Raw genomic sequence first — 18,910 nt, forward strand, 5'->3', positions numbered from 1 at the left:
GAAGCGATCATCGGACCTATTTTGGGTCGTCCTTCCCGCCCGAGCCTGGAGTACTGGTGGCGACGACCGAATCCCCTGCCGGTGAACAGAAGTTCCTCGACTTCCCGACCTCCTGCGCCGCGCCCGTCCCGCAGCCGGAGGAGCCCGTCCGCGTGGTCTCGCTGGCCGCCGCGGGCGTCCTCGCGGCCGGTCTGACCTGGTACGTCTGGGCGTCCCAAGGCGCCAAGTTCGGCGTCCTGCTGCTGCTCGGCCTGGGCCTCGGGCTCGCGTTGTTCCACTCGCGGTTCGGCTTCACGTCGGCGTGGCGGCAGCTGATCGCCGTCGGCAACGGACACGGCCTGCGCGCCCACACCCTCCTGCTCGGCACCGCGGCGACGCTGATCGCGCTGATCGCGGGCACCGGCGCCGGGCTCTTCGGCAGCAAACCGGCGCCCGCGGCCAGTCCGCTCGGCCTCGCCCTCTTCGTCGGCGCGACGCTCTTCGCGATCGGTATGCAGCTCGGCGGCGCGTGCGCGTCCGGGACGTTGTTCGCGGTCGGGTCGGGCCAGTCGGCGATCGTCCTGACGCTCGGCGGGTTCATCACCGGCTCCGTGCTCTACACCTGGGCCTACCCGGCGCTGAGCGGCTGGCCGGAGTTCAAGGGCGTGCTGCTGGCCGACCACGTCGGCTGGTTCGGGTCGTGGGCGAGCACGATCGCCGTGCTCGCCGGGATCGTCCTGGTCACCCGCGCGGTGCAGCGCCGCCGCACGCCGCCGCCGGTCGACGTCGTGCCGACCGCGCGCGGACTGGCGCGGATCTTCCGCGGCTCGTGGCCGATGCTCGCCGGCGCCGTCGTGCTGGGCGTGCTGGCCGGTGCGGTGTTCCTGGTCTCCGGCGGGATCTGGGGCGTCACGAGCGCGTTTTCCTTGTGGGGAGCCAAGATCCTGCAGGTGTTCGGGCTGCACCCGGAGTCGTGGGAGTTCTGGCGGCAGAAGGCCAACGCGACGTCGCTGGTCGGCCCGATCTGGAAGGACAAGAACAGCCTCACCGACATCGGGATCATGATCGGCGCGGCGGTGGCCGCCGCGGCCGCGGGCGCGTGGAAGATCCACAGCTCGATCCCGTGGCGCACCGCGGTCGCCGCGATCCTCGGCGGCGTCCTGATGGGCGTCGGCGCGCGCATGGCGGGCGGCTGCAACATCGGCGCGTACCTCGGCGGCATCTCGACCGGCAGCCTGCACGGCTGGCTGTGGGGCGTGTTCGCGCTCGGCGGCACGTGGATCGGGCTGAAGCTGCGGCCGCTGTTCGGGCTGGCGAACCCGGTGCCGACCGACAGCATCTGCTGAGACGTTTTTTGTCGGTGGCCCCCGGTACCCTCGCGGACGAATCGACGAACCGGGGGAAATCTCCTTATGACTACGCAAAGAACCGGCTCGGCGCCGAACGGTGACGCGCTCGACGCCGGGGTGCTCAAGGTGGCCTCCGTGGTCGTCCTCGGCGCCATCATGGCGATCCTGGACACCACGGTCGTCAACGTCGCGCTGCAGAAGCTGACGATCGAGTTCTCGACCTCGTTCGACGTCATCCAGTGGGTCGCCACGGGCTACCTGCTGGCGCTGGCCACCGTGATCCCGGTCACCGGCTGGGCGTCCGACCGGTTCGGCACCAAGCGGCTCTACATGCTCGCGATCGTGCTGTTCCTGGCTGGCTCGATGCTCGCGGGGGCGGCCTGGAACATCGAAACGCTGATCCTCTTCCGCGTCCTGCAGGGCTTCGGCGGCGGGATGCTGATGCCGTGCGGCATGACGATCCTGACCCGCGCGGCCGGCCCGCACCGGATCGGGCGCGTGATGGCGGTGCTGGGCGTGCCGATGCTGCTCGGCCCGATCGGCGGCCCGATCCTCGGCGGCTGGCTGGTCGACGCGGTGAGCTGGCGCTGGATCTTCTTCATCAACGTGCCGATCGGCATCGTCACGCTGCTGCTGGCCTGGCGGCTGCTGCCGAAGGACGACCCGGAAGCCGGCGGGCGCTTCGACTTCGTGGGCATGCTGATGGTGTCGCCGGGGCTGGCGGCGCTGATCTTCGGCGTCTCGAAGGTCCCGTCCGCGGGCGGGTTCGGCGCCGTCGAGGTGTGGCTGCCGGTGCTGGCCGGGCTGGCGCTGCTGGTGGCGTTCGTGGTGCGCGCGCTCCGCGTGCCGAACCCGCTGGTGGACCTGCGCCTGTTCAAGAACCGGTCGTTCACGGTGGCGATGGTGACGATGTCGCTGTTCTTCGTCGCGTTCCTCGGCGGGATGATGCTGCTGCCGACGTACTTCCTGCTGGTGCGCGGCGAAACGACACTGCACGCCGGGCTGCTGCTGGCCCCGCAGGGCTTCGGCGCGATGATCATGATGCCGATCACCGGCCGCCTGGCCGACAAGGTGGGCGCGCGCAAGATCGTGCTGCCGGGCATGGTGCTGCTGGTGGGGGCGATGGCGGTGCTGACCCAGGTCACGGCGACGACGTCGTACTGGACGCTGCTGTCGGCGCTGTTCGTGATGGGCCTCGGCATGGGCTGCACGATGATGCCGATCACGACGTCGGCCCTGCAGACGCTCCAGCCGAAGGACATGGCCCGCGCCTCGACGGCGACGAACATCGTTCAGCAGACGGCGGGCGCGATCGGGTCGGCGGTGATGGCGACGATTCTGGCGGCCCTGCTGGCGGGCAAGTTCGGCGTCCCGACGGCCCAGGGCCAGCTGGCGGCGACGGCGGCGATCCTGAACCCCGCATCGCATTCGGCCGCGACGGGTTTGGCGGCGGACGCCTTCTCGACGACGTTCGTGTGGTCCCTGGTCCTGGTGGTGCTGTGCGTGATCCCGGCGTTGTTCCTGCCGAAGAACCGCCCGGCGGTCCCGGCCACGTCGGAAGGCGAGGAAATCGCGCCGCCGGTGATGGTCCACTAACCGATGTCATGAACGACTCGTTCATGTCGTCAGGCGACATGAACGAGTCGTTCATCACGGCAGGTCAGCGCATCAGGAAAGCCGCTCCAGGATCATCGCCATGCCCTGGCCGCCGCCCACGCACATCGTCTCCAGGCCGAACTGCTTGTCGTGGTGCTGGAGGGAGTTGATCAGCGTCGACGTGATGCGCGCGCCCGTCATGCCGAACGGGTGGCCCACCGCGATCGCGCCGCCGTTGACGTTGAGGCGGTCCAGCTCGATGCCCAGGTCGCGGTACGACGGGATCACCTGCGCCGCGAACGCCTCGTTGATCTCCACCAGGTCGATGTCGCCGATCGACAGCCCCGCGCGGGACAACGCCTGCTTGGACGCCTCCACCGGCCCGTAGCCCATGATCTCCGGCGAAAGCCCCGTCACGCCCGTCGACACGATCCGCGCCAGCGGTGTCAGGCCCAGCTCGCGCGCCTTCGTGTCGGACATGACGACCACCGCCGCCGCGCCGTCGTTGAGCGCGCAGCAGTTGCCCGCCGTCACGCGGCCGTCCGGGCGGAACACCGGCTTCAGCCCCGAAACGCCCTCGACGGTCACGCCCGCGCGCGGGCCGTCGTCCTTCGAGACGACCGTGCCGTCCGCCAGGGTGACCGGCGTGATGTCCTTGGCCCAGAAGCCGTCCGCGATGGCCTTCTCGGCCAGGTTCTGCGAGCGGACGCCGAACTCGTCCATCTCCTCGCGCGTGACGCCCTTCTGCCGCGCCAGGTTCTCCGCGGTCTGGCCCATCGCGATGTAGACGTCGGGGACGTCCCCGGAGGTGCGCGGGTCGGTCCAGCTGTCGGTGCCGGACTCGGCGGTCGCCGCGGTCCGCTTCTCGGCGTCGGCGAACAGCGGGTTGTGCGTGTCCGGCCACGAGTCCGAGCTGCCCTTGCCGAACCGCGAGACGGTCTCGACGCCGGCCGAGAGGAAGACGTCGCCCTCGCCGGCCTTGATCGCGTGGAACGCCATCCGGGTGGTCTGCAAGCTCGACGAGCAGTAGCGGGTGATGGTGCAGCCGGGCAGGTGGTCGTAGCCGAGCTCGACGGCGACCGCGCGGCCCATGTTGAACCCGGACTCGCCGCCCGGCAGGCCGCAGCCCAGCATCAGGTCGTCGATGTCGGCGGGGTCGAGCTGCGGCACCTTGGCCAGTGCCGCCTGGATCATCTGCACGGTCAGGTCGTCGGGCCGCATGCTGACCAGCGAGCCCTTCCCGGCGCGGCCGATCGGCGAGCGAGCGGTGGAGACGATGACGGCTTCAGGCATGACGTGACACATCCTCGTATCGCGAGCTAAGCGTGCTAAGCGGTTGCTCACCATAGTGCCGTGTACCGCGCCGGGGAGAAAGCCGAACGTGATGTGAGCTTCGCGGGAGGGCCGCGTAACGCGCACCCGTGACGGCGCGACCGGCTGGGTGACAGGGCCGTTCCCGCTGGGGGGACGACCGGGGGAGGTCCGCCATGAGGGGTTCCGCCGCCCGGCAGTGGTGCCGGTCGCAGGCTGCCCCACGCCCGTGAGCTCTTCACCGACCGCGAGAGCGCGCCATCCGGGCCGCTTGCCTGTTCCGCGTCTTCGACACGGGCCTGATCGCCGCGACCGCGGACGTCGACCACGGTTGCGCCGAGCGCGCCGTCCTCCGCCCGATGATCGACCGGCACGAGGGCGACCGGTTCCCGTACCGGATGCACGACGCGGTCCGCGAAGCCATCCGCCACACCGACTTCCAGGTCTCGGTCGGCCTGCCGCTGCCCGAGACGCCGAGTCAGTGGCTCGAGCCGCCCGAGGAAGTCGGGCGGCGGTGGACCGGCCACCTGGACGCCTACCTCGCCCGGCACGGCGCGACCCGCGAAGGACTCCGGCCGCGCTGACCGTTTCCGGGGATCTCCGGCGCCCGAAACTGGCAGGATCACCCGGGTGGGGACCGAGACGCGGGTGCTGCGGACCAGGACGATCCTGCTGTGGGCGGCGGGCCTGCTCGTGGTCGCCGCGGGGGCGGCCACCTTGCTGCTGACCCTCCTGGGCGGTGGGCGCCCCGAAGACTCCGCCCGGCTCGACGCCCTGAAGACCGCCGCCAACATCGTCGTCGGGACCGGGGGTGCCGCCGCCCTGCTGCTGGCCGCGCGGCGGCAACGGTCGGCCGAGCTGGACCTCGCGCAGAAGGACCACGACGCCACCGAGCGCCGGATCACCGAGATCTACGGCAAGGCCGCCGACCAGCTCGGCAGCGACAAGGCCCCGGTCCGCCTCGCCGGCCTCTACTCCCTCGAGCGGCTGGCCGGCGGGTACGCCGAGCACCGGCAGACCATCGTCAACGTCCTCTGCGCCTACCTGCGGATGCCCTTCGACCACACCGCGGAGAACGCCGAAGAACTGCAGGTCCGCAAGACCGCGCAGCGGATCCTGATGCTGCACCTGCGCCCCGGCTCCGGAGACCAGCCGAACGGGGACTTCTGGCCGGACGTCGACCTCGATTTCTCCGGAGCGACGCTCGTCGGACTGAACCTCACCCACTGTTCGATCCGGTCGGTCGTGTGCTTCGAAACCCGGTTTCTCGAACTGGCGAGCTTCCGCGGCACCGAATTCCGCACCAAAGCCGACTTCAACAAGGCGAAGTTCGAAGACCGCGTCGATTTCCGCGGAACCGTTTTCGGCGGCGACCGCGACTCCTTCAACGGCGCCGTTTTCGCGGGCCCGGCCGATTTCGGGACGAAGTCCGCCGCCCGGCTCGCCGGGGCGGAGGCGGAACGCGGGTCTCCGCGGACCTGGCCGGCGGGCTGGGAAGAATGCCCGATCCCCGACCGGTCGGGTTGGTCACAATTGACACGAAAGGACGATCCGGGGCAACCCGGTACCCGATAGGATCGTCGAACCATGGGAAAAGCCCATGGAAAAGGTCGCCATTATCGACCGGGAGGTGAACTGGCGATGGTAATCGGACGGGCCGCCTACTGGGCGTCCCTGACTCTTCGGACGGGGTGCCGCTTCGTGACCGGCGTCGGGTGGGACCTCCGGGACGGGATGACGGCTCAGCGTGCGGCGGCCCTCGGGCCGGTACCGGGGTAGACGAGCAGCTTGGTGGCTGCCTGCGGTCTCCGCCGGGCGGTCCGACCCCGCGCTCGCGGCCCGTGATCACCGACGCGCACCCGGAGACCCCCCGGGGCTTGAGTGGACAACGCCACCGGTCGGCCGGTTGCCAAGCCGGCCCAAAAGCAGGCCGACCCCAAGCGGTACGTAACCGGTGCTACGAAGCCATCGGCCGTGGCTGTGGTCGGATTGGTAACGATCGGCACAGTAGGCTGGCGGTCGTGGAGTACGCAGAGCACATCGCAGACCTCGTGGGCAACACCCCCTTGGTCAAGCTGAACTCGTTGACCAAGGGGCTCAAGCCGCTCGTGCTGGCCAAGGTCGAGTACCTGAACCCGGGTGGCTCGGTCAAGGACCGCATCGCGCTGCGCATGATCGAAGCGGCCGAGCGGTCCGGAGAGCTGCGCCCCGGCGGCACGATCGTGGAACCGACGTCCGGCAACACCGGCGTCGGGCTGGCCATGGTCGCGCAGCGCAAGGGCTACCAGTGCGTGTTCGTCTGCCCGGACAAGGTCAGCGAAGACAAGCGCAACGTGCTCAAGGCGTACGGCGCCCGCGTCGTGGTGTGCCCGACGGCGGTGGCGCCCGAGCACCCGGACTCCTACTACAACGTCTCCGACCGCCTGGTCCGCGAGATCGACGGCGCCTGGAAGCCCAACCAGTACGCCAACGCGCAGAACCCCGAGAGCCACTACCTCTCCACCGGCCCCGAGCTGTGGAAGCAGACCGACGGCAAGATCACCCACTTCGTCGCGGGCGTCGGCACCGGCGGCACGATCTCCGGCACCGGCAAATACCTCAAGGAGGTCAGCGACGGCGCCGTGCAGGTGGTCGGCGCCGACCCGGAGGGTTCGGTCTACTCCGGCGGCAGCGGCCGGCCGTACCTGGTCGAGGGCGTCGGCGAGGACTTCTGGCCGGACACCTACGACCGGAACATCGCCGACGAGATCATCCCGATCTCCGACGCCGACTCCTTCCAGGTCACCCGCCGGCTCGCGCTGGAGGAGGGCCTGCTGGTCGGCGGCTCCTGCGGGATGGCCGTCGCCGCCGCGCTGAAGCTCGCCGAGCGGCTCACCGAGGACGACGTCGTGGTCGTGCTGCTGCCCGACGGCGGCCGCGGCTACCTGACGAAGGTGTTCAACGACACCTGGATGTCCTCCTACGGCTTCCTGCCGCCCGACTCCTCGGGCGCGACGGTCGCCGACGTGCTCACGAAGAAGAGCGGCTCGCTGCCGTCGCTGGTGCACTCGCACCCGAACGAGACGGTCGCCGAGGCCATCGCGATCCTGGCCGAGTTCGACGTCAGCCAGATGCCCGTGGTCAGCGCCGAGCCGCCGGTGATGGCGGCCGAGGTCGTCGGCGCGGTCAACGAGCGCGACCTGCTCGACGCGCTGTTCACCGGCAAGGCGCAGCTGGCCGACCGGCTCGAGCAGCACATGTCGCCGCCGTTGCCGACGATCGGCGGCGGCGAGCAGGTGAGCGCCGCGATGACGGCGCTCGAGGGCGCCGACGGCGCGCTCGTGCTGGTCGACGGCAAGCCGGCCGGGGTCGTCACCCGGCACGACCTCCTGGGTTTCCTGGCCGGCCGCTGAACAGCGGCTGAGAAGAATCTTAATCGGCGAACCCGGCTGGGGCGTTACGAGCGCCCTGCCGGGTGATCCGATAGCGTAGGGCGCAAATAGAACACTTTCGCGTTCTCGTCAAGGGGGTTCAAGACCCACATGAGTGCACCGCAGCCACCGAACCAGCCGTGGGGTGGCGGCCAGCCACCTCAAGGCCCGCCGAGTGGCCCCCAGCCGCAGCAGGACAACCCGTTCGGCAGCCCGGAACCGACCCAGGTCGTGCAGCCCGCCCAGCCACCGGGCGGTTCCCCGTTCGGGGAGACGCCCGAACCGACGCAGGTCGTCCAGCCGGGCAACCCGGGTGACGGCGGGGCGGGCGCGACCCAGGCGATGTCGCCGGTCGACGCGAACGCGACGCAGTGGGTGAACCCGGCTGGCGGCGGCGACCCGGTCGCGGACTCCACGCAGCTGGTCCCGCCGGGCTCCCAGCCGCCGGCGATCCCGTACACCCCGCCGCCGAGCGCGGCCGACAACCCGGCCGCGGCGTTCGGCCAGCAGCCGGGTGGCTACGGGCAACAGCCGGGCGGTTTCGGCCAGCCGGGTCAGCCGGGTCAGCCGGGCGGGTTCGGGCAGCAGCCGGGCGGTTTCGGCCAGCCGGGTCAGCCCGGTCAGCCCGGCCAGCCGCCGCAGGGCTTCGGCGGTCCCGGGTTCGGTGGCCCCCAGCAGTCCGGCTTCGGCGGTCAGCCGCCGCAGTTCGGCGGGTCGTCGGCCGGCGGCAGCGGCCTGTTCGGCTACATCGCCGGCGGTGTCGTCGCGCTGCTGGGCCTGGTCGCGCTGATCATCTCGTTCAACTACCTGAGCGACGCGAGCGATTATTCGAAGGTCTTCGACCTCGCGCCGGACCAGGCCGCGATCGACAAGGTGCTCGACCAGGCCGGGATCGTCGGCCCGGGCACCGTCTGGTTCTACGTGATCATGATCCTGCTGGGCTCGCTGATCTCCCTCGCCGGCGGCGTGGGGCTGGCACTCGTGGGCAAGCTGGGCGGGATCAGGAAGTTCGTCCCGATCGCGATCGTCGCGGGTGGTGCGTTGCTCACGCTCTTCGCGCTGCTGCTCAAGATCGGGATGACACCGAACGCCGAGACGCTCGCGCAGGCCTCCGCGTCCGAGAAGGACACCTTCGGCCTCGGGCTCCCGCCGCTGATCATCGGCGTGCTCATCCTCATCGTGGGCGTGCTCGGCCTGATCCCGGCGACGCGGCAGTTCGTCGGCCTCGGTGGCGGCGGTGCCGCGCCGGGCGGGCCGCAGGGCTTCGGCGGACCGCCGAACCAGGGTGGCTTCGGCGGACCGCAGCAGCCGGGCGGTTTCGGTCAACCGGGTCAGCCGGGCCAGCCGGGCCAGCCGGGCCAGCCGGGCCAGCCGGGTGGGTTCGGGCAGCAGCAGCCGGGTGGTTACGGCCAGCCGGGGCAGCCGCCGCAGGGCTACGGGCCGCCTCCGGGCTACGGCCAGCCGGGCGGGCCCAACCCGTCCAGCGGCGGGTTCCCGCAGCCGTCGAGCGGGGGCTTCCCGCAGCCGGGTCAGCCGCCGCAGCAGGGCGGTTACGGCCAGCCGGGGCAGCCGCCGCAGGGCTACCCGCAGCAGCCGGGCCAGCCGCCGCAGGGCTGGGGCCAGCCCCCGGGCCAGCAGGGGCCGCCGAACGGCGGGTTCGGCCAGCCCGGTCAGCGGCCGCAGCAGCAGTGGTGAACTAGCACACCAAAGCGTGCCCCGGAGCCCATTCGGCTCCGGGGCACGCTGCGTTCACCGCCGGATACGCAATTGTCCGAAAAGGACAACCGCGCGGTATTTCGGGCCGCCCGAGATCGCGTGACAGCATTTCTGCCGCTACCGCAGGAAAATGATCTTGGGTTCCGCCGTCCGGCCGAATTCCGTTCTCTTTCGGAGTCACTTCCCCCGTTCCCGACTAGGGTGAACGCGTCGTCCTGTGCTCTGTCGATGGGGGAGTTGTGACCGGTCCGCGCGGATATCCGGTGTCGCATTCGCATTCGTATTCATCGACTCGTCCGTCCGGAGTAACGGCGATCCTCGCCGGCCTGCTCGGATTCGCCGCCGCCGCCGCCTCGGGATACGTGCCGGTCAAGATCTTCCTCGACATGCCCGCCGAATTCAGCCTCGGCGCGCTGCCGAACTGGGTGCTGGTGGACCTGGCCGCCTACCTCGGTGCGGGGCTGGTGCTCCTGCTGGGCGGGCTGGCGACGCTGTTCCGCGCGACGGCGGGCGCGATCCTGCTCGGCCTGGGTGCCCTGCTGGCCGTCGGGGCGCTGCTGATGGAGCCGCTGTCGGTGGGCGTCCCGCTGGCCCGGTTCGCGGACGCGATGTTCACCCACGGCGGGTTCGCGATGATCGACCGGGTGGGTCTCGCCGCTTTGGCGGTGCTGGTGCTGATCCTGGCGTTCCTGCCGCCGACGCTGCGCTACCTGCGCTACCGCACGCCGATGATGCCGATGTGGGCGGGCCAGGAGGCCTACTCCTCGCGGAGCTGGTGACCCCCGGCGGTCACTTGCGGTAACCGGCCGTATCCTCGGCGCCCGTGACCCGAACCGAAGGCCGGACGGCGCTCGCCGCCGCGGTGCTCGCCCTGCTCGGCGGGCTGCTCTACCTGGCCGGGCTCGTCCTGGACGTCGTCGCGCTCGTGCGGTTCCCCGCCGACGCCGGCCGCGTGGGCATCCACGCCGCTGTGAACGCCGTGCTCGCCTCGACGCTGCTGCCCGGTGGCGTCCTGCTGGTGCGGCGGCAGCCGGCCGGCCGGATCGGCTGCGTCGCCGGGAGCACGGCGGCGCTGCTCGCGACGCTGACGTCGGCGATCTTCGCGGCCGCCGGCGTCACCTTCGGCGCCCCGGGCGAACTTGCGATGGGCGGGCTGACCGCGCTGGCCCTGGTGGCGCCGCCGGCGCTGGTCACGCTGCTGCTCGCGGTGTCCGCGCCCACCGCCCGGTGGTGCGGGACTGAGATCCGTCCCACCTGACGGGAATGCGGGGGCCCCGCCGTACGCTTACCCCATGGTGGACGACTACTCCGTACTGGGATTCGAGACTCGCGCGATCCACGCCGGTCAGAAGCCAGACCCCCGCACCGGCGCGGTGATCGTGCCGATCTACCAGACCTCGACCTACGCGCAGGACGGCGTGGGCGGGACCCGCGAGGGCGACTACGAGTACTCGCGCACCGCGAACCCGACCCGCTCGGCGCTGGAGGAGGCGCTGGCCTCGCTGGAAGGCGGCCGGCACGCGCTGGCCTACGCCTCCGGCATGGCGGCCTCCGACGTGGTGCTGCGCAGTACCCTGCGCCCCGGTGACCACCTCGTGCTCGGCAACGACGCGTACGGCGGCACGTTCCGCCTGATCGACAAGGTGCTCAGCCTGTGGGGCGTCGAGCACACCGTCGCCGACCTGGCGAACCTCGACGAGGTGCGCGCCGCGATCCGGCCCGAGACCAAGCTGATCTGGTGCGAGTCGCCGACCAACCCGATGCTCGGCATCGCCGACATCGCCGCGCTGGCGGGCGTCGCGCACGACGCCGGCGCCCGCCTGGTGGTCGACAGCACCTTCGCGACGCCGTACCTGCAGAACCCGCTCTCGCTGGGTGCGGACATCGTGCTGCACTCGACGACGAAGTACCTCGGCGGCCACTCCGACGTCGTCGGCGGCGCCGTCATCACCAACGAGGACGAGCTGCGTGAGCAGTTCTTCTACCTGCGCAACGCCGCGGGCGCGGTGCCCGGGCCGTTCGACGCGTGGCTGACGCTGCGCGGCATCAAGACGCTCGCCCTGCGCATGGAGCGGCACAGCGACAACGCCGAGCTGATCGTGCAGGCGCTGGTCAAGCACCCCAAGGTCGCGAAGGTCTACTACCCGGGCCTGCCGGAGCACCCCGGCCACGAGACGGCGGCGAAGCAGATGCGCCGTTTCGGCGGGATGGTCTCGTTCAGCCACGCGGACGGCGAGCAGGCGGCGCTGGAGGTGGCGTCCCGCACGAAGCTGTTCATCCTGGCCGAGTCCCTCGGCGGCATCGAGTCGCTGATCGAGCACCCGGGCAAGATGACCCACGCGAGCACGGCGGGCTCGACGCTCCAGGTCCCGTCGGACCTGCTGCGCCTGTCCGTCGGCATCGAGGACGGCCGCGACCTGGTCGCGGACCTGCTGACCGCCCTGGGCTGACGCCGCTCAGCGCACGTCGAGGCCGCCTCCGTGGAGGCGGTCCACCCGGAGCGTGATCACGACGCGCCGGTCTTCGACCATGTTCCGGAGGAAGGCGGCTTCGTCCTCGGGATCCGCGAAGGGCGCCTGCATCGCGAGCAGCGCCCGTCCGGTCTCGTCCCCGGGCACGGAGTTGACGGGCGACACCTCGCCGAGGCCTTCGGCGACCGCGAAGGACAGGTGGTCGGCGCTGCTCACGTAGAGCGCCGCGCGGGGGTTGGCGGCCAGCTGGCGGACTTTCGCGCGTCCCAGGGTGGACCCGATCCGCACGACGCGCTCCGCCGGATCCCAGGCGTAGGCGATGGTCGACAGGTGCGGGTAACCGGCGCCGTTGACGGTGGCCAGCGCACCAAGGTTGTGCGCGCCGAGCAGGCGGCTCAACGCCTCCTCGGTGGGCTTGGCGGGGCCGGGACCGCGGCCTGGCTCGTAGCGGGTTTCAGGTGCCTGTGTCATGCGGTTGATCATCGGGGACCGGCGGAACGCGCGGAAGAAGGCACTTTCCTGTCCCAGAGGCACATCGGGGTAACAACCCTGGTCACGGATCCGGGCACCCCGAAAAGTGGCCGGGATCAGGGGTTGTAGTTGCCGTGCACGACGCCACCCGACTTCGGGGTGCCCGTCGCCGGCAGGCTCGCGCCGTCGACGCAGCCGCCCACCAGCTCCACGTGGCTGTCGTGGCGGATGTACTGGGCCGGGGAGCCGCACGAGGCGCTGTCCACGGTGAAGTACGCGGCTCCGGTGAGCGCGGCCGCCGAAGCGACGCCGATCACCAGCGGGAGCAGGCCGGCCGACCGGGTGGCGCGACTCCGTCGAGCGGCGTCCGCGTCGTTCCCCCGTGCCATGGTTGCTCCCTGTTTACCGCGCGTTGACACGCCAAGGGTACCCGGCTCCCGGTCCGGTCAACCTGTGGAGTTCCTGAGTGGCATCATCCGGGCCATGGAACTCGTGACCATCGAGCGGATCCAGGCCGCCCGGGAACTCCTACGCGGAGTCACCCGGGTGACGCCGATGGAGCACGCGCGCGACCTGCGCCGGCTCCACGGCGGTCCGGTGCACCTGAAGTGCGAAAACCTGCAGCGCACGGGGTCGTTCAAGATCCGCGGCGCCTACACCCGCATCCACGGCCTGAGCCAGGCCGAACGCGATCGCGGCGTCGTCGCGGCCAGTGCCGGCAACCACGGGCAGGGCGTCGCGCTCGCGTCTTCGCTGCTGGGCGCCAAGTCCACCGTCTTCATGCCGCTGCGGGCGCCGCTGCCGAAGCTCGCCGCCACCCGCGGGTACGGCGCCGACGTCCACCTCCACGGCGGGCTGCTGGAGGAGACCCTCGCCGCGGCGATCGAGTTCGGCGAGCGGACCGGGGCCGTGTTCATCCACCCCTTCGACCACGCGGACGTCATCGCCGGCCAGGGCACCGTCGGCCTCGAGGTCCTCGAGCAGGTGCCGGGCGTGAAGACGATCCTGGTCGCCACCGGCGGCGGCGGGCTGGTCGGCGGCGTCGCGTCGGCGGTGAAGGCGGTCCGCCCGGACGTCCGCGTCGTCGGCGTCCAGGCCGAGGAGGCGGCCGCGTACCCGCCGTCGCTGGCCCACGGCGCCCCGGTGCGGCTGAGCTCGACCTCGACGATGGCCGACGGGATCGCGGTCGGCGAGCCCGGCCCGGTCAGCTTCGCGCACGTCGCGTCGCTGGTGGACGACGTCGTGACGGTCTCCGAGCAGTCCCTTTCCCGCGCGGTGCTGCTCTGCCTGGAACGCCGCAAGCTGGTGGTGGAGCCGGCGGGCGCGGCGACGGTCGCGGCGCTGCTGCAGCACCCCGGCATCTTCGAGCCGCCGGTCGTCGCGATCCTCTCGGGCGGCAACGTCGACCCGGTGCTGCTCCTGCAGATCATCCAGCACGGCATGACGGCGGGCGGCCGCTACCTGCGCCTGCACCTGCGGGTCCCGGACCGCCCGGGGTCGCTGGTGGGCGTGCTCTCCTGCGTGAGCGGGCTGGGCGCGAACGTCCTCGACGTCGAGCACTCCCGGATCTCCGGCAGCCTCGACCTCGGCGAGGCCGACGTCGTGCTGGCGCTCGAAACCCGCGGTCCCGAGCACTGCAAAGACCTCGAGATCGCGCTGACGGACGCCGGTTACACCGTGGTCTGACACTTCTTCCGGGGGTCCCGGGTGGCGGAGCCCCCGGCCCGGGGCGAAGCCCCGGATGTCACGGCTGCTCGCCGGTGATCGCCGCGAGGGCCAGGTCCTTCGCCGGCTCGGGGACGTCCGACGGCGCGGTGAAGCGGCGGGCCCGGATGTGGGCGACCAGGTCCGGGTCCGGCGGCACCCCGTGCTCACGCAGGTAGTACGCGACCGCGCCGGGCCAGGCCCAGGCGCCGTCGGTGCGGAAGGTCATCGGCACCGCGTCGGTGCGGTCGGGCGCGAACGCGTCCGGGCCGTTGCTGCGCGAGGCCAGGATGACCGGCGCCGCGTCGAGGTACGCCAGCACCCGCTCGGCTTCGGCCGGGACGAGCGGCGCCCGGCGGACGAGCGGGCGGCCCGTGGCGTCGAGGCCGTCGTAGATCCGTGGCGTGCGGACCTCCCCTTCGGAAAACGGCGGGGTCTGCCCGGCACGCTCACGCAGCCACGGCGGGACGTGCTGGTCGGCCCGCGGGAAGGCCCGCAGCTCGTCCTGGAAGCCGATCGGCGGCGGGGTGCGCCGCCACTGCGGCTCCCGGTCGGCGACGAAGTCCGCGCTGACGCCCTGGACGGCGTCGACGAGCACCACCGCGCTCACCCAGGTCCCGAGGCCCGGCCGGTACATGCCCGCGCGGAGCGTGCCCAGCAGGTGGAGCAGATCGGGCGGTGGCTGCAGCGCGCGGGGCACGCCGTCGTGCCCGGTGACGACCACGTCGGCCTCGACGTGCCTGCCGACCGCCCGGTACTCGGTCCGGACCTGCCGCCACGTGCCCGGCGGCGCCATCGACGCCAGTCCGTGGCCGATCTGCGCGACGAGCTGCTGCTGCTGGTCCGGCCCCAGCGGTCCCGGCGGCGTGCTCATCGGCCCTGGTCCGGCTCGGGCGGCCGGGTGGTCGCCTGCGGGATCTCCTCGAGGGCGCCGTCGGCCAGCAGGTCGGCCACGGACCGTTCGAGCACGTAGGCCGTCCCGCCGCCGGGCTGGTCGTACCAGGCGATGACGGTGCCGGTCAGCGCCCGCACCGGCCGCCGCAGGCGGTAGACGTGGAAGGCCCAGTCACGGATCTCCGCGGGTTCCGACCGGTGCTCCCACTCGGTCCGCGCCGCGTACAGCGTGTTGCCCGCCGGTTCGCCGTAGCGGTCCATCTCGGTGCCCGGCGGCAGCGTCACCAGCCGCTTCCCGCCGTACATCTGCAACCCGACATCGCCGCCGAGCGGCTGGATCGGCCACTCCGCGGTGGACCGCTTGGCGTCCGGCGGGAGCTCGTCGCGGAAGGCGGCGCGGTTCAGGTACAGGTGCCCGGTGAAGTAGCGGACGGCCGCCACCGCGGCCGGGAAGGTGGCGAGCTCCAGCCGGTCTTCGCCCTGGGCCCAGAACACCGCCCAGCCGTCGCCTTCGGGCACCAGGCACCAGGCACCGTCGGCGATCTCGCCGATGCGGTAGCGGGCCGGGGAGGTCTCGAGCTCGGCGGCGGCGTCTTCGGCCGCGCGCAGGGCGTCCTTGGCCGTGGCTTCGGGGTCCGCCGAGCCGGCGAGCGTCGCCGCGCCGGCGGTGCCGACCGCTTCGGCCAGCCAGCCCGGCAGCGCGTCGCCGGTCCGCGGGAACCGCGCGAGCTCACGGGGGAACTCGCCGACCGGTCGCGGCTCGTCCCAGGCGGGTTCGTCGTCCCACGTGTAGTCGTAGTCGACGCTCGAGTCGAGCGCGACGTGTGCGGTGACCTGGAACCACGTTCCCCGGCCCTCGCGGTACATCCCGGCCCGCAGCTCGGCCAGCAGCTCGGCGACCTCCGCCGGCGGCTCCCACAGCTCGAGGCCGCCGTCGGTGACGCGGCGGACCATCACCGGCAGCTCGACGTGCCCGCCGATCGCGCGGTAGGTCAGCAGCACCTGCGTCCAGTCCGGCGGCGCGGACATCGCGACGATGTTCCCGATCTGCTGCCAGTACCAGTCCTGGCCTTCGGGATCCAGCGGCGGCCGGGGCCGTTCGACCGGGACGTCCCCGGGCACCGGGCGGCCGGCTTCGGCCAGCCGGGCACGCAGCCACGGCTGGATCCGCGCCGGGTCCCGCGGGTAGCGGTCGAGGTCACGCCCCCAGCCCGCGGGGTCGATCGCGGGGGACCAGTGCGGGTCCCAGTCGCGGTCGAACAGCGTCTGGATGCTGCCCGGCGGGTCGAGCATGTACCGCATCGAGAACCACGTGCCGTCGTCCGGCTGGTAAAACGCCTCCCGCATGCGGCGGACGGCGGGCACCACCTGCTCCGGCACCGCGACGGCGGCCTGGCTGCCGTCGCCCATCAGCACGGTGAGGACGAAGTCCTGTACGTCGACGTTGACGCGGCTGACCAGGTCGATCCGCCGCCACCCGGGGGGCGCGGCGTCGACGAGGGCGTTGCCCACTTCGTGCGACGGCTCCCGCCACTGCGAAGCGTCACGAGGCATGAGTGCCGGTCCTTTCTGGCGCCACGGCCGGCTTCATCAGGACGCTCCGGCCGGGGTGTTGGGGAAGCTGCGCATGTGGACGCTCCGGTTGCCCGCCCCGTCCACCTCGACCCACCGTACTTGGATGGTGTGCGGCACCACGTCCGTGCCGTTCCGCAGCGGGAACACGTCGATGCCGTCGATCTTGCCACCCGCCTTGAGGTGGTTGGCCAGGTCGGTTTCGAACGCGTACCAGTGGTCGGGCCCGGCCTGCTTGGGCCAGCCCTGGTTCTGCGGCCGCCACTGGGACATCATGTTGACCAGCTCGCCCGGCCCGCGGAACTGGTTGCCGGCGATGTGCCCGCCGTCGTACTGCCCCATGCCCGCGCCGAGCCGCCCGGACTCGCCCTGCGACGTGCCGTCCCGCCGGGACAGTTCGTCCTTGTCCGCCAGCGCCGCGTCGTGCGAGTGGCCGCCCGTGGTCTGCGGCGGGGCGCCGTCGACCTCGGGTCCGGTCCGGAACGTGAACCGGCCGTCGTCGACGTTGTAGACCATGTTCGGCGCCGGGTTGTTGAGGTCCGGGTGGTGCGGCCGGAAGGTCTCGACCACCGCGACCCGGCCGTGCTCGTCGGTCCAGTAGACCGAGCGGGTCTGCTCGTGCGTCGTCTTGCCCTCGCGGTAGTCGCTGCTCACGACGTACTTGGAGTTCGGCTCCAGCTGCGGGGTCCCGTCCGGGTTCTTCGGCCGGCTGTCCAAGAAGGACTCCCCGCTGGGCAGCTTCTCGTCGTGGACCTGCGCGCCGCGGAACCGCTCCGGGTCCGCGGCGCCGTGCGGCACCTCGGCGTCCGGGTCGAACCGCTGCCGGAAGTGGACTTCGGCGCCGCCGGCGAGAGCCGGGTTGTCGATGCCCTTCCAGTCCGGGTTGGTCCGCGCGATGCGGCCCGAGTCGACCTCCGCCCAGCGGACGTGCCCGTCGGCGTCGGTGTGGAAGGTGCCGCGGTGGACGCCGTTGGTGTCGGTGACGTGGTAGCTGGTGTGCGGCTCGTAGGGGCCGCCCGCGGCGAAGGAGTCCTTCGGGCCCGGGGCGTGCGCGTGGTCGCGGCCGATGTCGACCCGCGGGCCTTCGAAGTCCGGCCGGTGGTACTGCACCGACGGGTGCGGCACGCCGTCGGCGTCGGTGTGGAACGTCTGGTGGTGCCCGTCGATGTCCACCCGGTACGTGGTGTCCGGGTGCGGGTGGGTGACGTCGGGGTTCGGGTGGTACGCCGGGTTCGGGTCACCGTTGGACAGCCGCGGCGGCACGTTCGGGTGCGACGTGTCGATGTGCGTGACCCGGCCCGAGCCGTCGGTGTGGTAGGTGCCGCGGGGCGTCCCGTCGGCGTCGGCGACCTGGTACGAGCGGTGGGGCTGCAGCTGCTGGTCGCCCGGGAACGGCTCGCCGGCGTGCGGCGCCCGGGGCGCGTCCGGGTGCGTGCTGCCCGGCCCGACCGGCACGTGCTCCCCGCCGGTCGGGGTGAAGTCCGTTCCGTGCTGCGGGTTCGCCCGCTGCTCGGCCTGCCGCTGCGGGTCGGTGAGGTCGTGTTCCTGGTGCCGCGAAAGGGGATTGCGGTCGGCGGGAACGTCCGGGTCGGTGCCGGGCGGCGGTGCTTGGCGCTGCCGCGGGTTGTCCGGGTCCGCGTCGGCCCCGGCGGCGTCGCGCTGCCGCGGGTGGTCGTCGTCACCGCGGTGGCGCGCGCTGTCCGCGTCGACGTCGTGCGGGTCGTGGTGCCGGGTGTCCGGCGCGAATCCGCTGTCGCCGGCGGCGTGGGTCGAGCCGTCCGGGTGGTGGGTGTTCCACTCGCCGTCCGGGGGGATGCGGGGGCGCATCTTGCCGTCCGGGCCGATTTCGTAGTCGGACGAGAAGACGCGGCCGTGGGAGTCGGTCCACGCCGGCTTGGTCGGGGCCATCACCTCGGTGTCGAGCTCGCGCGACAGCCGGTGCGCGAAGTCGTTCGAGCTCGCGTCGCAGCCGATGAGCCGCACGGGACGGCCGTCGTAGTCGCCGTTGCGGCGCAGGACGTCCGCGAACTCCTCCGGCGTGTACAGGCGGTCGCCGATGCGGGCGTGACCGTCCGGCGTGACGTGCACGTCGACGGTGTAGCGGCCGTCCGGGTCGGGCTGCACGCGGTGCGGCAGGTCGCCCATGTCGGGGTCGCCGGCGTGGTACGAGCTGCCCGACGGCGTGCTTTCCGAGTGCCGCGCGTTGACCTCGTCCGGGCTGAGCGGCTCGGAGTCGCCGTGGTGCGGGGCGCCGCCGTCGGGGTCGTGGTGGCCGGGCCCGTTCTCGTGGTGGCCGGGCCCGTCGGGAGCGTGCCCGTCGGGCCCGTGCGGGCCGCCGGTGTGCCCGGGACCGCCCGGCCGGGTGCCGGGGGCGGTTGCGCCGGCACGGGTGTCCGGGCCGTGCGTGCCGGGGCCGTAGCCGCGGGCCGCGGGCGCC

The 18,910-nt window shown here is 72.2% G+C and carries 15 protein-coding genes and 1 pseudogene; 10 read left to right on the forward strand and 6 right to left on the reverse strand.

Annotation, left to right across the window (positions count from 1 at the left end; all coding sequences use genetic code 11):
- Positions 1-56 precede the first annotated feature (56 nt).
- Both AB0N03_RS38960 and AB0N03_RS38965 read left to right on the forward strand, forming a co-directional pair.
- Positions 57-1,325: a YeeE/YedE family protein gene (locus AB0N03_RS38960; RefSeq protein WP_364383126.1), complete on the forward strand. Its 1,269-nt coding sequence runs from the start codon at positions 57-59 to the stop codon at positions 1,323-1,325.
- A 66-nt stretch (positions 1,326-1,391) separates the two neighbouring features.
- Complete coding sequence (locus tag AB0N03_RS38965; RefSeq protein WP_364383129.1) at positions 1,392-2,924, forward strand: DHA2 family efflux MFS transporter permease subunit; 1,533 nt, start codon at positions 1,392-1,394, stop codon at positions 2,922-2,924.
- A gap of 72 nt (positions 2,925-2,996) precedes the next feature.
- Here the strand turns inward: AB0N03_RS38965 and AB0N03_RS38970 are convergent, their stop codons facing one another.
- Positions 2,997-4,217 carry an acetyl-CoA C-acetyltransferase gene (locus AB0N03_RS38970; protein ID WP_364383132.1) on the reverse strand — a complete coding sequence of 407 codons (1,221 nt, stop codon included), beginning with the start codon at positions 4,215-4,217 and terminating at the stop codon, positions 2,997-2,999.
- Positions 4,218-4,594: 377 nt separating this feature from the next.
- On the opposite strand from AB0N03_RS38970, the gene AB0N03_RS38975 reads away from it, so the two are divergent.
- The 7 genes from AB0N03_RS38975 (at position 4,595) to AB0N03_RS39005 (ending at position 11,811) form a co-directional block, all read left to right on the forward strand.
- Positions 4,595-4,819, forward strand: a complete 225-nt coding sequence (locus AB0N03_RS38975; RefSeq protein ID WP_364383135.1) for a hypothetical protein — start codon at positions 4,595-4,597, stop codon at positions 4,817-4,819.
- Positions 4,820-4,865: 46 nt separating this feature from the next.
- Positions 4,866-5,810: a pentapeptide repeat-containing protein gene (locus AB0N03_RS38980; RefSeq protein ID WP_364383138.1), complete on the forward strand. Its 945-nt coding sequence runs from the start codon at positions 4,866-4,868 to the stop codon at positions 5,808-5,810.
- Between the two features lie 446 nt (positions 5,811-6,256).
- Complete coding sequence (locus AB0N03_RS38985; RefSeq protein ID WP_364383141.1) at positions 6,257-7,627, forward strand: cystathionine beta-synthase; 1,371 nt, start codon at positions 6,257-6,259, stop codon at positions 7,625-7,627.
- Between the two features lie 129 nt (positions 7,628-7,756).
- Positions 7,757-9,340 carry a hypothetical protein gene (locus AB0N03_RS38990; protein ID WP_364383144.1) on the forward strand — a complete coding sequence of 528 codons (1,584 nt, stop codon included), beginning with the start codon at positions 7,757-7,759 and terminating at the stop codon, positions 9,338-9,340.
- A 284-nt stretch (positions 9,341-9,624) separates the two neighbouring features.
- Positions 9,625-10,140 (forward strand): hypothetical protein, encoded by a 516-nt coding sequence (locus AB0N03_RS38995; protein ID WP_364383147.1) that lies wholly within the window; start codon positions 9,625-9,627, stop codon positions 10,138-10,140.
- 44 nt (positions 10,141-10,184) lie between these two features.
- A complete protein-coding gene (locus tag AB0N03_RS39000) occupies positions 10,185-10,619 on the forward strand; it encodes a hypothetical protein (RefSeq protein ID WP_364383150.1) in 435 nt (144 codons plus the stop codon).
- Positions 10,620-10,653: 34 nt separating this feature from the next.
- Entirely contained in the window at positions 10,654-11,811 is a 1,158-nt protein-coding gene (locus tag AB0N03_RS39005; protein ID WP_364383153.1) for a cystathionine gamma-synthase, read from the forward strand.
- Positions 11,812-11,817: 6 nt separating this feature from the next.
- On the opposite strand, the gene AB0N03_RS39010 is transcribed toward AB0N03_RS39005, so the two are convergent.
- Positions 11,818-12,303, reverse strand: a complete 486-nt coding sequence (locus tag AB0N03_RS39010) for a pyridoxamine 5'-phosphate oxidase family protein (RefSeq protein WP_364383156.1) — start codon at positions 12,301-12,303, stop codon at positions 11,818-11,820.
- A gap of 116 nt (positions 12,304-12,419) precedes the next feature.
- Positions 12,420-12,692, reverse strand: coding sequence for a hypothetical protein (locus tag AB0N03_RS39015; protein WP_364383159.1), 273 nt, complete (start codon positions 12,690-12,692; stop codon positions 12,420-12,422).
- 94 nt (positions 12,693-12,786) lie between these two features.
- On the opposite strand from AB0N03_RS39015, the gene ilvA reads away from it, so the two are divergent.
- Entirely contained in the window at positions 12,787-13,989 is a 1,203-nt protein-coding gene (gene ilvA, locus AB0N03_RS39020) for a threonine ammonia-lyase (protein WP_364383161.1), read from the forward strand.
- Positions 13,990-14,047: 58 nt separating this feature from the next.
- On the opposite strand, the gene AB0N03_RS39025 is transcribed toward ilvA, so the two are convergent.
- From AB0N03_RS39025 to AB0N03_RS39035, 3 genes and pseudogenes are all read right to left on the reverse strand, one after another.
- Complete coding sequence (locus tag AB0N03_RS39025) at positions 14,048-14,881, reverse strand: ferredoxin (protein WP_364383164.1); 834 nt, start codon at positions 14,879-14,881, stop codon at positions 14,048-14,050.
- Entirely contained in the window at positions 14,878-16,455 is a 1,578-nt protein-coding gene (locus AB0N03_RS39030; RefSeq protein WP_364383167.1) for a TNT domain-containing protein, read from the reverse strand. The genes AB0N03_RS39025 and AB0N03_RS39030 overlap by 4 nt, the downstream gene beginning before the upstream one ends.
- A 36-nt stretch (positions 16,456-16,491) precedes the next feature.
- Positions 16,492-18,910 (reverse strand): annotated as a pseudogene (locus AB0N03_RS39035) (hypothetical protein); the annotation flags it as partial.

It is taken from the genome of Amycolatopsis sp. NPDC051061 (assembly GCF_040682935.1).
Classification (GTDB): Bacteria; Actinomycetota; Actinomycetes; order Mycobacteriales; family Pseudonocardiaceae; genus Amycolatopsis.

Bases quoted from the DNA above. Each gene is read 5' to 3' on its own strand.
- AB0N03_RS38990 (WP_364383144.1), top strand. From the start codon at position 7,757: ATGAGTGCACCGCAGCCACCGAACCAGCCGTGGGGTGGCGGCCAGCCA.
- AB0N03_RS39005 (WP_364383153.1), top strand. From the start codon at position 10,654: ATGGTGGACGACTACTCCGTACTGGGATTCGAGACTCGCGCGATCCAC.
- AB0N03_RS39025 (WP_364383164.1), bottom strand. From the start codon at position 14,881: ATGAGCACGCCGCCGGGACCGCTGGGGCCGGACCAGCAGCAGCAGCTC.
- AB0N03_RS39010 (WP_364383156.1), bottom strand. From the start codon at position 12,303: ATGACACAGGCACCTGAAACCCGCTACGAGCCAGGCCGCGGTCCCGGC.
- AB0N03_RS38970 (WP_364383132.1), bottom strand. From the start codon at position 4,217: ATGCCTGAAGCCGTCATCGTCTCCACCGCTCGCTCGCCGATCGGCCGC.
- AB0N03_RS38965 (WP_364383129.1), top strand. From the start codon at position 1,392: ATGACTACGCAAAGAACCGGCTCGGCGCCGAACGGTGACGCGCTCGAC.
- AB0N03_RS39030 (WP_364383167.1), bottom strand. From the start codon at position 16,455: ATGCCTCGTGACGCTTCGCAGTGGCGGGAGCCGTCGCACGAAGTGGGC.
- AB0N03_RS38975 (WP_364383135.1), top strand. From the start codon at position 4,595: ATGATCGACCGGCACGAGGGCGACCGGTTCCCGTACCGGATGCACGAC.
- AB0N03_RS39015 (WP_364383159.1), bottom strand. From the start codon at position 12,692: ATGGCACGGGGGAACGACGCGGACGCCGCTCGACGGAGTCGCGCCACC.
- ilvA (WP_364383161.1), top strand. From the start codon at position 12,787: ATGGAACTCGTGACCATCGAGCGGATCCAGGCCGCCCGGGAACTCCTA.